8 protein-coding genes and 1 pseudogene are annotated in these 14797 nt (G+C 69.4%); 8 read left to right on the top strand and 1 reads right to left on the bottom strand.

Annotated elements, in window-relative coordinates:
* Positions 1–37: 37 nt before the first annotated feature.
* Positions 38–1069, bottom strand: a complete 1032-nt coding sequence (locus tag L0C25_RS15790; RefSeq protein WP_271632637.1) for an iron-siderophore ABC transporter substrate-binding protein — start codon at positions 1067–1069, stop codon at positions 38–40.
* A 149-nt stretch (positions 1070–1218) separates the two neighbouring features.
* Between L0C25_RS15790 and L0C25_RS15785 the strand changes: the two genes are divergently transcribed.
* The 8 genes and pseudogenes from L0C25_RS15785 to L0C25_RS15750 all read left to right on the top strand — a co-directional run bounded on the left by L0C25_RS15785 (position 1219) and on the right by L0C25_RS15750 (position 14664).
* Positions 1219–3114: a vWA domain-containing protein gene (locus L0C25_RS15785; RefSeq protein ID WP_271632636.1), complete on the top strand. Its 1896-nt coding sequence runs from the start codon at positions 1219–1221 to the stop codon at positions 3112–3114.
* A 183-nt stretch (positions 3115–3297) separates the two neighbouring features.
* Positions 3298–4629: an FAD-binding oxidoreductase gene (locus L0C25_RS15780; RefSeq protein ID WP_271632635.1), complete on the top strand. Its 1332-nt coding sequence runs from the start codon at positions 3298–3300 to the stop codon at positions 4627–4629.
* 150 nt (positions 4630–4779) lie between these two features.
* A pseudogene (locus tag L0C25_RS15775) lies at positions 4780–6556 on the top strand (acetyl/propionyl/methylcrotonyl-CoA carboxylase subunit alpha).
* Between the two features lie 229 nt (positions 6557–6785).
* A complete protein-coding gene (locus tag L0C25_RS15770) occupies positions 6786–8015 on the top strand; it encodes a hypothetical protein (RefSeq protein ID WP_271632634.1) in 1230 nt (409 codons plus the stop codon).
* Positions 8012–8647, top strand: coding sequence for a hypothetical protein (locus tag L0C25_RS15765; protein WP_271632633.1), 636 nt, complete (start codon positions 8012–8014; stop codon positions 8645–8647). The genes L0C25_RS15770 and L0C25_RS15765 overlap by 4 nt, the downstream gene beginning before the upstream one ends.
* Positions 8644–9768, top strand: coding sequence for a hypothetical protein (locus tag L0C25_RS15760; RefSeq protein WP_271632632.1), 1125 nt, complete (start codon positions 8644–8646; stop codon positions 9766–9768). The genes L0C25_RS15765 and L0C25_RS15760 overlap by 4 nt, the downstream gene beginning before the upstream one ends.
* Before the next feature lie 178 nt (positions 9769–9946).
* Entirely contained in the window at positions 9947–11188 is a 1242-nt protein-coding gene (locus L0C25_RS15755) for a hypothetical protein (RefSeq protein ID WP_271632631.1), read from the top strand.
* Positions 11189–11286: 98 nt separating this feature from the next.
* Entirely contained in the window at positions 11287–14664 is a 3378-nt protein-coding gene (locus L0C25_RS15750; RefSeq protein WP_271632630.1) for a pyruvate carboxylase, read from the top strand.
* Positions 14665–14797 lie beyond the last annotated feature (133 nt).

Here is a 14797-nt window from a genome sequence, read left to right as displayed (position 1 = left end):
TGCGCCGCGGCGCGACGCCCGACCGCGCCGGGTCGGCTCAATTGCCGGCGGCGGCCTTCGACAGCTCCGTGAGGTAGTCGTCGATGCCCCAGGTGAGCGACAGCACGGTCGGCGGCGACACGGCCGCGACTGGTTCGGGGCCGGTCATCGAGGCAACGTGCCCGCTCTTCACCTGCTCCATTCCTTGCGCGTACGGCGCGTCGAGGAACGTCTGCGCGGCGTCGTCGGAGTCGGCGTACGAAAGCAGGATGTCGCTGGTCAGCTTGTCGAGCTCCTCGTAGCTCATCGTGTAGTAGAACGTCGACTCGTCGGTACTCAGCTCGTCGACGCTCGGCGCGCTCTTCAGACCGAGGTCGGTCAGGAACTCCACGCGCGGGTCGGCGGGCTTGTAGACGTAGAACGCATCGCCTGTGTCCCATACCGCAGCGACCGTCTTGCCCTTCAGCTCGGGATGCTCGGCCGCCTTGTCTGCGACGACCCGCTCGGTGTCGGTGATCAGCTTCTCGGCTTCGGGCTTCTTACCGAGCGCCGTGCCCACCGTGCGTACGACGTCGCGCCATGGTGTCGCCCACGGCTGGTCCGGGTACGCAACGGTGGGCGCGAGGTCGCTCAGCGTGTCGTAGTCGGCCTGGGTGAGGCCGGAGTAGTTCGCGAGGATCACGTCCGGGTTCGCGGCGGCGATCTCCTCGAGCGGGATCTCGTCGGAACCCTGCTGGTTCGTCAGCATCGTCGGCGTCTCGGCGTCCATGTCGGCGAGCTTCTCCTTGATCCACGGCAGTACGCCGTCGTCGTCGCCGCCGTACGTCTGCTGCGGAATCGCGACGGGGACGACCCCGAGGGCAAGCGCCGCGTCGGTGCTGCCGAAGCCCCACGTGACCACCCGGGTCGGCTCGCTGTCGATCGTGGTCGTGCCGAGCGCGTGCTCGATGGTGACCGGGTACGCCGCCGAGCCGTCGGGCGGCGCGGAGTCGGAGTCACCGTCGTCGGAGCTCCCGCAGGCGCTCAGCACCAACAGGCCGGCGAGAGCGGCAACCGCCGCGACCGGACGGAATCGCTTCATCATGGACATGGGTCACCTCGGGTTAGTTAGGCAAGGCTCGCCAATGCTAATCCACGCGCAGCGGAGTCACTGCGCACGGGTTCGCGGGCGACTTGACAATGGGGGTCGCCGCGGACACGATGGTGCGCGTCTTTGCAATCGCAAACATTGGAGTCGGGATGGGCGTCTCACGCCACGTACGTCGGGTAGTGATCATGATGGCGGCCGTTCTGGTCGCAATGGTGCCCTGCCTGTGGGCCGCATCGGCGCCGGCCGCGACGGCGACGGCACCCGAGAGCGACCGCGGCGAGATGATGCTCGTCCTCGACTCCTCCGGATCGATGGCCGAGCCGGCCAGCGGCGGTACGACCAAGATCGACGCCGCCAAGGACTCGCTGAACACCGTCGTCGACGACCTGCCGAGCGACGCGCCGGTCGGACTCCGCGTGTACGGGGCCGAGGTGGAGTTCCGCAACCAGGCCGGTGCCTGCACCGACTCCCAGCGCGTCGTCGACATCGGCACGGACAACCGCGACGAGCTCCACGACGCCGTCGCCTCGTACCGCCCGTTCGGCGAGACTCCGATCGGGTACGCGCTCGAGCAGGCCGCGAAGGACCTCGGCTCCGAGGGCAAGCGGACGATCGTCCTCGTCTCGGACGGCGAGCCCACCTGCAAACCGAACCCGTGCAAGGTCGCGGCCGAGCTCGCCGAGGACGGCATCGACATGCGCATCGACGTCGTCGGCCTGGACGTGTCCGGCAAGGCGCGGAAGGCGCTCTCCTGTATCGCCGCCAAGGGCAACGGCACCTACTACGACGCCGACGACGCCGACGGTCTCACCGATGCGCTCTCGACGGTCTCCGAGCGCGCGGCGAAGCCGTACGAGGCGATCGGCACGCCGGTCACCGGTGGACCGGGCCGAGACCAGGCGGCCGAAATCACCGCGGGCGACTGGCTCGACACGCTCGGAGGTCCGAAGAGCGACACCGGTCAGCGCTGGTACCGGTTCAAGCGCACCGTGCCGAAGTCGACGATCCACGTCTCGGCAACGATCGCCAACCCCACCGGCGAGGACGCCCTCCACCTGCGGGTGTACGCCGGTCAGACCGAATGCGGGTTCGCACAGGGCCAAGGGCCGGCGACGTACCGACCGTTCGTCGTCGCCGCCGTGGCTGCGCCGGGGTTCAACGAGTTCGAGGACGAGTGCGTCAACGCCGGCGAGCTCACGATCATGGTGCAGCGCGGGGCGCCCAACGGTGGGTTCGCGAAGAACTCCGACGTTCCGGTCGAGATCCGCGCGATCGAGGAGGCGCCGGCGACGAACGCCAAGGCCCTCCCGGGCCGCCTCGAGGAACGCGCGGAGAAGAAGCCGTCGATGAGCAACCCCACCGACATCGTCGGCGGCAACACTTTCGGCAATGCCGTCGAGGTCGAACCGGGCGCTTACTCCGGCACTCTCGTGCCCGGTGAGGCGCAGCTGTTCGAGATCGACGCGGACTGGGGTCAGCGGGTCAACGCGGCGGTCGACTTCCCGAAGCCGGACAAGGCATTGGCGGATGCGATCGGCTCGTACGGCCCGGCGCCCACGTTGTGGATCTACTCGCCGTCTCGTGCTACCGCGAGCTCGGCCTTCCACAGTGCCCAGCAGTCCATCCTCTCGTCCTCGAGCACCACCGACCTCTACGGCCACTCGTACCCCATCGGCTACAACAACCGGCAGTCGTTCGTCGACGCACAGTCGGCAGCGTCGATCGCCGGCAAGTACTACATCTCCGTGAGCGTCGCCCGAGACGAGGACTCCAAGGCCAGCTACGAGATCCCGTTCACGCTCGGTGTCGACGTCGAGGGCAAGACGTCGAACGTGCCGGAGTACGACGGCGGAGAGCCCCAGATCGGCGAGTCCGAGTCGGACGACAGCACAACGGACGACCCCACCGGGTCGTCCGACGACATCGAGCAGACGGCGGCCGGCACCGATGACACCGACGGTCCGTGGCTGGCGGTCGCCCTCGGCGTCGGCGGGATCGTGCTGCTCGGCCTCGGCGCCGCGATGGTCCGCGTGGCCAGGCGCTGACCAGACCGGTCGGGCCGAAGTGGGAACGGCGGTCCGGTGCTCGTCGGCGCACTCGCGGGTGCGTTCCCGGCCTCCCGTGCGGCACGGCTGGCACCGACTGCCGCCCTCGCGACGGCGTAATCTCTCGCCGTGGCTGCCGCCGTCCACTACAGTTCATGGATCGAACAGTTATGGGGAGCAACGATGCTGAGAACTGACGACCTCGACGGCCAGGTGGTACGCCCGGGTGACAAGGACTACGACGACGCACGCACCGTGTGGAACGCCATGGTCGACAAGCGGCCCGCGATGATCGCGAGGTGCGCGAGCGTACGTGACGTCGTGGCCGCGATGCGTACGGCGAGAGAGCACGACCTCGACGTGGGCGTACGCTGCGGCGGCCACGGCATCGTCGGCCACGCCGTGCCCGAGGGCGGTCTGATGATCGACCTGACCCCGCTCGCCGAGGTTCGCGTGGACCCGGACGCCCGGCTCGCTCGCGTACGAGGCGGCGCGCTGCTCGGCGCACTCGACCGCGCCACCCAGCCGTACGGGCTGGCGACGACCGCGGGCAACGTGTCGCACACCGGGGTGGGCGGGCTGACACTCGGCGGCGGCATGGGATGGCTCGCCCGCACGTACGGACTCTCGTGCGACAACGTGCGCTCGTTCGAGGTCGTCACCGCCGACGCGGAGGTGGTCGTCGCGAGTGCCGACAGCCACCCGGACCTGTACTGGGCACTGCGGGGAGGAGGCGGCAACTTCGGTGTGGTCACCGACTTCGAGTTCGAGCTGCACGACACCGGCACCAGTGCGATGACCGTCGAGCTCGACTACCCCCTCGCGAGTGCCCGCGATGCGCTCCGCGGCTGGCGCGACCTCAACGCGACCGCGCCGAGAGCGGCGACGTTCAAGGCCGCGATCTCCCACGACACCATCTGCATCGGGTACGTCTGGGTCGGCGATGCGGACGAGGGCGAGCGGCTCCTGCCGCAGCTACGTGCGCTGGGCAGCGCGGTCGACGAACGGGTCGAGCACCAGTCGTACGTCGAGCTGCAGACCCGCGATGACACGGTGGGCCGCCATACGCTGCGGCGTTACTGGAAGGGTCACTACTTCCGCGAGCTCGGCGACGACGCGATCGATGCGCTGCTCGACGCGGCGGCAGCAGACGGATTCCGGGCCAGTGCCTCGCTGCAGGCGTACGGCGGCGCGATCGCCGACGTACCGTCGGACGCCACCGCATTCAGCTACCGCGACACGGCGTACGAGCTGGTGACCGCCGCGCGGTGGATGGATGCCGCCGACGACGCCACCGAGATCGCCGGTGCACGGACGTTCGCCGCAGCACTCGAGCCGTATGCGAGCGGCGCGTACGTCAACGCGCTGAGCGAGGACACCGCCGACTCGGTCCATCGCGCCTACTCCGACGGGCAGTGGGCGCAGCTGGTCGCGGTCAAGGACGCGTACGACCCCGACAACGTCTTCCATCTGAACCACAACATCCGCCCTTCGACCGTGCCGGCCCGGCAGTAGTCGTCGAGGTACGGATTCGCGCCCATGGCGAGCGTCCCATGGGCCGGCATCCGTACCTCGACGCATGCGAGAAGCCTCACACCACGGATCCGGCCGCGCGCCATAGACTCAGCTGGTCGCAAACCCTCGAAGCGCTAGGAGAGTCGCGCCGTGAGCAAGCACCAAGGTGACCGCCCGCTGACCAAGGTTCTGGTCGCGAACCGCGGCGAGATCGCCGTCCGGGTCATCCGCGCGTGCAAAGACGCCGGCATCGCGAGCGTCGCCGTCTACGCCGAGCCCGACCGCGACGCGGTCTTCGTACGGATGGCCGACGAGGCATACTCCCTGGACGGCGCGACGCCCGGCGACTCGTACCTGTCGATCGACAAGATCATCGCGGTCGCCACCCGCAGCGGCGCCGACAGCGTGCACCCCGGCTATGGCTTCCTGGCCGAGAACGCCGACTTCGCCACGGCCGTCGGCGAGGCCGGACTCACCTGGATCGGCCCGCCGCCCGAGGCGATCACGGCGCTCGGCGACAAGGTGCAGGCACGACACATCGCGCAACGGGTCGGAGCGCCGCTCGTACCCGGCACCAAGGATCCGGTCGAGAGCGCCGACGAGGTGGTCGCGTTCGCCGACGAGCACGGGCTGCCCATCGCGATCAAGGCCGCGTTCGGCGGCGGCGGACGCGGGCTCAAGGTCGCCCGCAACCGTGAGGAGGTCGCCGAGCTGTACGAGTCGGCCGTACGCGAGGCCGTCTCGGCCTTCGGGCGCGGCGAGTGCTTCGTCGAGCGCTACCTCGACCGTCCACGACACGTGGAGACACAGTGCCTGGCCGACAAGCACGGCAACGTCGTCGTCGTGTCGACCCGCGACTGCTCGCTGCAGCGCCGCCACCAGAAGCTCGTCGAGGAGGCGCCCGCGCCGTTCCTGACCGACGACCAGCTGGCCACGCTTTACGAGTCCAGCAAGGCGATCCTGCGCGAGGCGGGGTACGTCGGTGCGGGTACGTGCGAGTTCCTGGTCGGCCAGGACGGCACCATCTCGTTCCTCGAGGTCAATACCCGGCTGCAGGTCGAGCATCCGGTCAGCGAGGAGGTCACCGGCCTCGATCTCGTCCGCGAGATGTTCCGCATCGCCGCCGGCGAGGAGCTCGGGTACGACGATCCCGAGATCGTCGGACACTCGATCGAGTTCCGCATCAACGCCGAGGACGCCGGCCGGGGCTTCCTGCCCGCACCCGGCACCCTCACGGCCTGGCGCCCGCCGTCCGGCCCGGGCGTACGCGTCGACGCCGGGTACGTCGAGGGCGAGACGATCCCCGGGTCGTTCGACTCGCTGGTCGCGAAGCTGATCGTCACCGGACGCAGTCGCGACGACGCTCTCGCCCGCTCGCGACGCGCGCTCGACGAGTTCGTCGTCGACGGGATGCCCACCGTCGTGCCGTTCCACCGCACGGTGGTCGACGATCCCGCGTACGTCGGCGACGGGACGTCGTTCGGCGTGTACACGAGCTGGATCGAGACCGACTTCGACAACCAGATCCCGCCGTACGACGGCGCGACCGAGCCGGTCGAGGAGCAGGAGCGCGAGCGGATCACCGTCGAGGTCGGCGGGAAGCGACTTCGAGGTCGTTCTCCCCGGCGGGCTCGGCGCGGTCGCGTCGAGTGCAGGTGCGACGCGGAAGCCGAAACGCGGAGGCTCGAAGAAGGCCGGCGCGGCCGCCAGTGGGGATGCGCTCACGTCCCCCATGCAGGGCACGATCGTCAAGGTCGCGGTCGAGGAGGGCCAGCAGGTCGCCGAGGGCGATCTCGTGATCGTGCTCGAGGCAATGAAGATGGAGCAGCCGCTGAACGCCCACAAGTCGGGCACGATCACCGGGCTCGACGCGGACCCGGGCGCGACGGTCACGGCGGGAAGCGCGATCTGCGAGATCAAGGGCTGACGCGGGCTTGCATTCGTTGTCTCGGGCCCTAGGGCGTGTCCCGCAAACCCCCGCCGGCTCGCGTGCCTCCGCATCCCGCCCAGCTTCGTTGCGGTCGCTCGAAGTAGGGACGGGCTACGCCAGCGCTCCCGCGCCTTGCCGGATCGGGCGCGGAGACCCGCTCCCTGATCGACGCAGGTTTGTGGGACGCGCCCTAGTGGCCGCGTTGTGCGCGGTCGGCTGTCTCGCCATGGCCGCACCCGCCGGCGCGGACGACTACGCCGGTACCGTCGGCGAGATCGTCGACACGCTCGAGGACGATCCGATCCTCGTCCACGAGAGGATGGGCGCCGGCGATACCGCGGGCGCGAAGCGGCGACTCGCCGAGCTGGCGGCAGGCCTACCGTTCGACACTTACGTCGCGCTCGTGAACGTACCGCAAGAAGTCAAGGAGCAGACGGACGATCCGTCGGGCTATCTCATTCAGGTGTTGCACAACCAACTCCGTCGACCGGGTCTGTACGTCGTGCAGACCTCGGACGGAACCTTGGAGGTGGAGGCGTGGGGCGTCGACGTCGACGGCACGACGTTGTCGCTGATGTCGTCGGACAACTCACGGCTCGTGAACGAGCGCCTGACCGACACACATGGCGACAGAATCCGGGCTCTCTCGCCGCCCGTCGCCGCGGAGATCGCACTGCGCTCGGCCGACGATCCGCCCCCGGAGTCGGGGGCCGACTCGTACGCCACGATGTCCGGTGACGAGGTCGAGGAGCTCGCACAGATCCCGCACGCGTACGTTTCCACGGCCGAGCTCGTGGGCCCTGCGCCGGACTCACGCACGGGTTTCGTGTGGATGGCGGCGACGACGATCGGCCTGCTCGTCCTGCTCGTCGGGCAACAGACGTTGCGGAACGCGTGGCCACGACGGCGACGCGACCCGAAGCAGTCGAAGCCGCGCGCGCAGGCCGTCGAGATCAGCATCGACGACGTACGCACCCGCGCCGGACACGAGCTCACCGAGCTCGTCCAGGACCTGGCGCGCGCCCCCGCCGACGTACCTCATCCCGAGTACGCCCAGCAGGCGATGTTGGCACGCGACGCCTCCGAACATGTCCGCGACAGCGACGACCTCGCCGACGTCGTCGGCGCCCTGGTTCTCGCGCGGTCTGGGCGCCGTGACGTCGTCCGCGCGTGCGAGTCGGCGGACTCCGAAGCGTACCGATGCTGCTACTTCAACCCTCTGCACGGCGAGAGCGCGACGCAAGTCGGCTGGCAGTTCGGCGACGCGGAGCTGCGCGTCCCGGTGTGCGTCGCGTGCGAGCAAAAGCAGGAGTCGGGGCGCACGCCGGACGTGCTGGTCGTACCCGACGGGCGCCGCAAACGTCCGTACTACGAGCGCGACGACGTGTGGGCCCGGACTGGATTCGGAAGCGTTGCCGACGACCTCGGCGACCTCGTGTTGGAGTCGATGCGATGAAGCTGTCGTGGCCACTGGCGTGGGGAATCGCCGCCATTGCCGGGCTCGTCGCTGCCGCGATCGCCGCCGTCGTCCTGACGAACCGCCCGACTGACAAGGCGTCCGCCGCCGACATCGAGCCCGGTGACCGGCTCGCGGCCGCGATGGAAGGGCTCGAACAGGACTCGTTCTACGTCGCACCCGAGCTCCGTCACCGGCTCACCGATCGCCAGTTCGCCGACATCCAGCAGGCGGTCGAGTCGGCCGACCAGCCGTTCTACCTGGCGTACATGACGGACACGACCAGCGCCGGCTACTACCAGAACTACAACGCCGTCGACATCATCGCCGACCACATCGGCGAGGACGGCCTGTACGCCATCGTCGACGAACGCCTGAGCGCGAGCGAGACGAGCCGCGGTGTCGGATTCGCCTACATCGACACCGACACGCTGCTCGGCCGTGATCACGTCGCGCTCGAACGCTATGCCTCGGCGGTCGCACAGCAACCGGAGGAACCGCTCGTGGAAGGCTCCGACTTCTGGGGTGGACCCGGCGGCGGGTTCGCCGCCGGCGTGCTGTTCGCTGCCGGTGCGTACCTCGCCTTGTTGTTCATCGTCTGGATCGCGATCCCGTTGCGGAGACCGGCATGACTGCCGACGACGACGTACCGCTGAAGCGCATCGAGAACGCGCTGCAGGACGACGGGGTGTGGGTCTCGCCCGACCTTCGCTCGAGCGTCTCCCGAGCCGACGAGGACCGGATCGAGCACGCCGTCGACGACGCGAAGGAAGACGTGTACGTCGCCCTCGTGGAGGTCCCGTACGACGACCCGATGCTGCATGGCGATGTCGAGGCGATGTTCACCATCGTCAGCAACGACACGGGCATTCAGGGCACGTTCCTGGGGTTGGAGAACTACGAGAAGCCGGCCGTCACAGCGACTTCGATCGGAGGCGACGACGACGCCATGTACGCCGCGTGGGCGGCCGAGGCGAGACATCCCGACGATCTGACCGACCAGGTCGTCGACACCATCGGCCTGATCGAGAACGGCACTGCCCTCGAGGTGTACAACCGGTTGGAGGAGTCGGGATCGGTCCCCGGAGGCACGCAGTCGTCCGACGACTCCGGACTGGGCGTCGGCCTCGTCGCCGGGCTCGTGGTCGCCGCAGTCGTCGTGGCGATCGGTATCGGGCTGCTCGTACGAAAGCAGCGCCGCGCGAAGGACGGCTTCGCCCTTCCGACGAATGTCATGTCGACCATCCGTGCGGCCGAAGAACAGCGTCTGCACAAACGTGCGAACGACGACGTACTGCATCTAGGCGAGCGGATCGACGACGCACCGATGAGTGGCGCCAGCCACGCCTGGCAGGCGGCACTCGACCATTACGGGCAGGCGCGGCGGATCCTCGACCGATCGTCGGCTCCGGCCGACATCGTCGGAGCGATCGTGCTCGCCGAGCGCGGCGCTTCCGCACTCGATGCCGCACTCGACGGCGACGAATGGACCGCGGTCACCCCGTGCTATTTCAATCCCCTCCACGGCGCCGCGGTGCGTACCGCCCAGTGGGGAGGCGACAACGGCGTCGACGTACCCGCGTGCGCGGCGTGCGCGGACTCCCTTGACGGAGGGCGCACACCCGACGACATCCTCGACTTCGTCAGCGAGGGTGTACCCCAGCACTACTTCTCGCTCGACCTGCCGCCCTGGAGCGACACGGGCTATGGATCGCTCGACGCCGATCTGCTCGGCCGGCTGCGGGAGTCGTGAGGAGTGAGGGACGAGGGGCGCGTCGGCAGCGATCCGATACGATCACCGCACTCGTCCCAGCGCATCGGTCTCGTGGCCGCGCACACATGAGATCAAGGATTGAACGAAACGCTTCGATGTCGTCCAAACAGATCAGCAACGTAGGTCCCAACGCCCAGAGCCCATCGGCGAGGCATCGTTGAGGATCAATGACAAGAGCCTGCACAAGATCGAGCGTGAGCTCGGACGCGACGGCGTCTGGATCTCGCCGGGGCTTCGCTCGAAGTTCTCGCCGCGGGTCGAGCGACTCATCGAGAAGGCCGTCGCCGAGCACCGGCCACCGATCCATGTCGCCCTGATCAAGGTCCCCGCCGACCATCCTCGATTCCACGGGAACGTCGAGCAGCTGTTCGCCTCGATGCGCAAGCACGTCGACCCGCATGGCACGTACATCGGCATCGAGGGCACCGGAAACCTCCAGGTCGCCGCGTACGCCTTCGGCCGTGCACCGGATCCCTTCTATGCAACGGAGTCGGCGAAGCTCCGCCACCCGAACGGCGTGGCCGACCAGGTCGTCGACACCGCCCGGCTCGTCGCCGGGGGCGATGCGCGCACTGTGTACAAGCGGCTCAACAAGCCTGACCGCGACGGCCAGCACAACGGCAACCGTGAGCAAGGAACCGAGGCGGCCGGGGAGAATACGCCGGCGCCCGACACCGGTACGACGACGTCAGGCCAGGGCACCGACTCGACGACCGAGGACTCCGGCGCCGGCATCACGATGGGCATCGGCGTCGTGGTCGTGCTCGCACTGGTCGCCGCCGGCGTCGCACTGCTGGCACGCCGGCGCAGGTCGGGTGATCCGAGTGGTTCGAGCGGCTCGGCGAGCCGGTTCGAGGTCCCGGTGCCGAACCTCGGTGCGACCCTTGCCACCGAACGTCGGCGTCGGGAGAAGAGGGCGCGGCGTGCCCTGACGGCACTCGGAGCACGCATCGAGGAGTCCACGTCGCTGCGAGCCGACGACGCGTGGCAGCAGGCCGTCGAGCACCACACGATCGCCCGGCGCATGCTCGACGGCCCGCACTCCTCTGCCGACACCGTCGGCGTCATCGTGCTCGCGGCCCGGGGCGACTCGGCACTCGACGCCGCCGTCGCCGGCCGGGAGTGGGAGCCCACGCGCCCCTGCTATCTCAACCCACTGCACGGCGACTCGACCCGCACCGTGAGCTGGCGCGGGGCGGCCGCAGGCGTCGACGTACCGGCGTGCGCGACGTGCGCCGACACCATCGACGCGGGGCGGATGCCCGATGACGTGCTCGACTTCCCGTACGACGGGCGACCGCGGCACTACTTCGCACTCGAGATCGAGCCGTGGGCGAGCACCGGGTACGGCGCGCTCGAGCCGGACCTGCTCGGCCGGCTGAAGAGCCGCCGCGGCTGAGCCGTCGCTCCCGCACCACCGAGCCGTCAGCGAAGGGGCATCCCGGTGAGCGAGACCGATCATCCCGGGTACCGGACCTTCCGAGATAGCCTCGGCGCATGTTCTCCAAGGTGCTGGTCGCCAACCGCGGCGAGATCGCCATTCGCGCGTTCCGGGCCGCGTACGAGCTGGACGCGCGCACCGTCGCCGTCTTCCCGTACGAGGACCGTGGGTCCGAGCACCGGCTGAAGGCCGACGAGGCCTACCAGATCGGCGAGCGCGGACACGCCGTACGCGCGTACCTCGATCCCGACGGCATCGTCGCGACCGCCGTCGCGGCGGGCGCCGATGCGGTCTACCCGGGCTACGGCTTCCTGAGCGAGAACCCCGCCCTGGCGCAAGCCTGCGCAGACGCCGGCATCACGTTCATCGGGCCGAGCGTCGACGTGCTGCGGCTGACCGGCAACAAGGCGCGCGCGATCGCCGCCGCGAAGGAGGCCGGCGTACCCACCCTCGGCTCCGTGCCGCCGAGCACCGACGTCGACGAGCTCGTCGCGGCCGCCGACGCGCTTTCGTACCCGCTGTTCGTCAAGGCCGTCGCGGGCGGCGGCGGACGCGGTATGCGACGCGTCGACACCGCACCCGAGCTTCGACCCTCGATCGAGGCCGCAATGCGCGAGGCCGAGGGCGCGTTCGGCGACTCGACCGTCTTCATCGAACAGGCGGTCGTCGACCCGCGCCACATCGAGGTGCAGATCCTCGCCGACGGCACCGGCGAGGTCGTGCATCTGTACGAGCGCGACTGCTCGGTGCAGCGACGGCACCAGAAGGTCGTCGAGATCGCGCCCGCACCGCACCTCGACCCCCACCTGCGAGCGAACATCTGCGCCGACGCGGTGCGGTTCGCGACGGCGATCGGCTACACCTGCGCCGGCACGGTGGAGTTCCTGGTCGCTCCCGACGGCTCGTACGTGTTCATCGAGATGAACCCGCGCATCCAGGTCGAGCACACCGTCACCGAGGAGGTCACCGACGTCGACCTCGTCCAGGCGCAGATGCGAATCGCCTCCGGCGAGACGCTCGCCGATCTCGGGCTCACCCAAGACTCCATCCGAGTACGCGGCGCCGCGCTGCAGTGCCGCATCACCACCGAGGACCCCGCGAACGGTTTCCGCCCCGACACGGGACGCATCACGACGTACCGCTCCCCCGGCGGCGCAGGTGTGCGACTCGACGGCGGCACGACGTACACCGGGGCCGAGGTCAGCGCGCATTTCGACTCGATGCTGACCAAGCTGACGTGCCGCGGGCGCGACTTCCCTTCCGCCGTCGAGCGCGCGGAGCGGGCGATCGCGGAGTTCCGGATCCGTGGCGTCGCCACGAACATCTCGTTCCTGCTCGCGCTGCTGGGCAACCCCGACTTCAAGGCCGGCAAGCTGTCGACGTCGTTCATCGACAACAACCCGCAGCTGCTCACGCAGGTGCACTCGGCCGACCGCGGTACCCGGCTCCTGCGGTACCTCGCCGACGTGACGGTCAACCGGCCGCACGGCGCGCGACCGGTTAGCATCGACCCGGTCAGCAAGCTTCCCGAGTGCGACCTGTCGACGGCGCCTCCGCCCGGCACCCGCCAGCTGCTGCGCGACGTCGGTCCTGTCGAGTTCGCGAGACTCCTGCGTACACAGGAGAATGTCGCGGTCACGGATACGACCTTCCGAGATGCGCACCAGTCGTTGCTTGCCACCCGAGTACGCACGGCCGACCTGCTCGGCGTCGCACCCCACGTCGCCCGCACGACGTCGCAGCTGTGGTCGCTCGAGGCGTGGGGCGGCGCGACGTACGACGTCGCGCTGCGGTTCCTGCACGAGGATCCGTGGGACCGACTCGCCCAGCTACGCGAGGCAGTCCCGAACATCTGCCTGCAGATGCTGCTGCGCGGCCGCAACACGGTCGGCTACACGCCCTACCCGACCGAGGTCACGGATGCGTTCGTCAGCGAGGCGACACAGACTGGCATCGACGTGTTCCGCATCTTCGATGCGCTCAACGACGTCGAGCAGATGCGACCCGCGATCGAGGCCGTACGCGCGACCGACACTGCGGTCGCCGAGGTCGCGCTTTGCTACACGGGCGATCTGAGCGATCCGCGCGAGTCGCTGTACACGCTCGACTACTACCTCGGGCTGGCCGAGCGCATCGTGGACGCGGGCGCCCATGTCATCGCGATCAAGGACATGGCGGGGCTGCTGCGCGCACCCGCGGCCCGAACGCTGGTAGAGGCACTGCGCAGCCGTTTCGACCTGCCCGTTCACCTGCACACGCATGACACCGCGGGTGGACAGCTCGCGACCCTGCTCGCGGCCATCGATGCGGGCGTCGACGCCGTGGACGCCACGAACGCCGCAGTGTCGGGCACGACGAGCCAGCCCCCGTTGTCGGCGCTGGTCGCGAGCACCAACCACGCACCCCGCGAGACCGGCCTCGACCTCGACGCGATCAACGACCTCGAGCCGTACTGGGAAGCCACCCGGCGCCTGTACGCGCCGTTCGAGTCGGCGCTGCCCGCGCCGACCGGACGTGTCTATACGCATGAGATCCCGGGCGGGCAGCTGTCGAACCTGCGCCAGCAGGCGATCGCGCTCGGCCTCGGCGAGAAGTTCGAGCAGATCGAGGACATGTACGCCGCGGCGAACGACATCCTCGGCAACATCGTCAAGGTGACGCCGTCGAGCAAGGTCGTCGGCGACCTGGCGCTGCATCTCGTGGCCGTGGGCGCGGATCCCGAGGAGTTCGCCGCCGACCCCGGTCGCTTCGACGTGCCCGACTCCGTGATCGGCTTCCTGTCCGGCGACCTCGGCGTCCCTCCCGGCGGCTGGCCGGAGCCGTTCCGTACGCGCGCGCTCGCGGGGCGTACCCATAAGGCCCCGGCCGCCGAGCTCTCGGCCGACGAGCGCGGCGGCCTCAAGACCGACCGGCAGGGGACGCTGAACCGGCTGCTCTTCCCCGGACCGACGGACGACTGCCTGCGCGCCCGCGACGAGTACGGTGACCTGTCGGTCGTGCCGAGCACCGCCTTCTGGTACGGGCTCGACACCGACCATGACTCGGAGGTCGAGATCGAGGAGGGCAAGACGCTCATCCTTGGTCTGCAGGCGATCAGCGACGCGGACGAGCGCGGGCTGCGTACGGTCATGTGCACGCTGAATGGCCAGCTCCGGCCGGTTACCGTGCGCGATCGCGCGATCGCCGTCGACGTCGTCTCGGCCGAGAAGGCGGACGGGTCGAACCCGAAGCAGGTGGCCGTGCCGTTCGCCGGCGTGGTGACGCCCACCGTCGCCGTCGGAGACACCGTCGATGCCGGTCAGGCCGTCGCGACGATCGAGGCGATGAAGATGGAGGCCACGATCACCGCGTCGACCGCGGGCACGGTCGAGCGCCTCGCCATCGACTCCAGCAGGCAGGCCGAGGGCGGCGACCTCCTCCTCGTCCTTTCCTGAGAACGGTGAGGAGAGAGTTCTGGCCCGGTGAGGAGAGACTTCCGGCCCCTTCGCGAGCGGATTCTGGCCGGCTCAGGGCCGGGATCCTCTCCTCACCGGGCCGGGTTCCCCTCCTCACCGGGCCGGGTTCCTC

It is taken from the genome of Solicola gregarius (assembly GCF_025790165.1).
Taxonomy (GTDB): Bacteria; Actinomycetota; Actinomycetes; order Propionibacteriales; family Nocardioidaceae; genus Solicola; species Solicola gregarius.
The sequence above is the reverse complement of the archived record's forward strand: the minus strand, read 5'-3'. Positions and strand labels throughout refer to the sequence as shown.

Coding starts and splice junctions, on each gene's coding strand:
- L0C25_RS15765 (WP_271632633.1), top strand. CDS start 8,012: ATGAAGCTGTCGTGGCCACTGGCGTGGGGAATCGCCGCCATTGCCGGG.
- L0C25_RS15790 (WP_271632637.1), bottom strand. CDS start 1,069: ATGTCCATGATGAAGCGATTCCGTCCGGTCGCGGCGGTTGCCGCTCTC.
- L0C25_RS15785 (WP_271632636.1), top strand. CDS start 1,219: ATGGGCGTCTCACGCCACGTACGTCGGGTAGTGATCATGATGGCGGCC.
- L0C25_RS15760 (WP_271632632.1), top strand. CDS start 8,644: ATGACTGCCGACGACGACGTACCGCTGAAGCGCATCGAGAACGCGCTG.
- L0C25_RS15750 (WP_271632630.1), top strand. CDS start 11,287: ATGTTCTCCAAGGTGCTGGTCGCCAACCGCGGCGAGATCGCCATTCGC.
- L0C25_RS15780 (WP_271632635.1), top strand. CDS start 3,298: ATGCTGAGAACTGACGACCTCGACGGCCAGGTGGTACGCCCGGGTGAC.
- L0C25_RS15770 (WP_271632634.1), top strand. CDS start 6,786: ATGGCCGCACCCGCCGGCGCGGACGACTACGCCGGTACCGTCGGCGAG.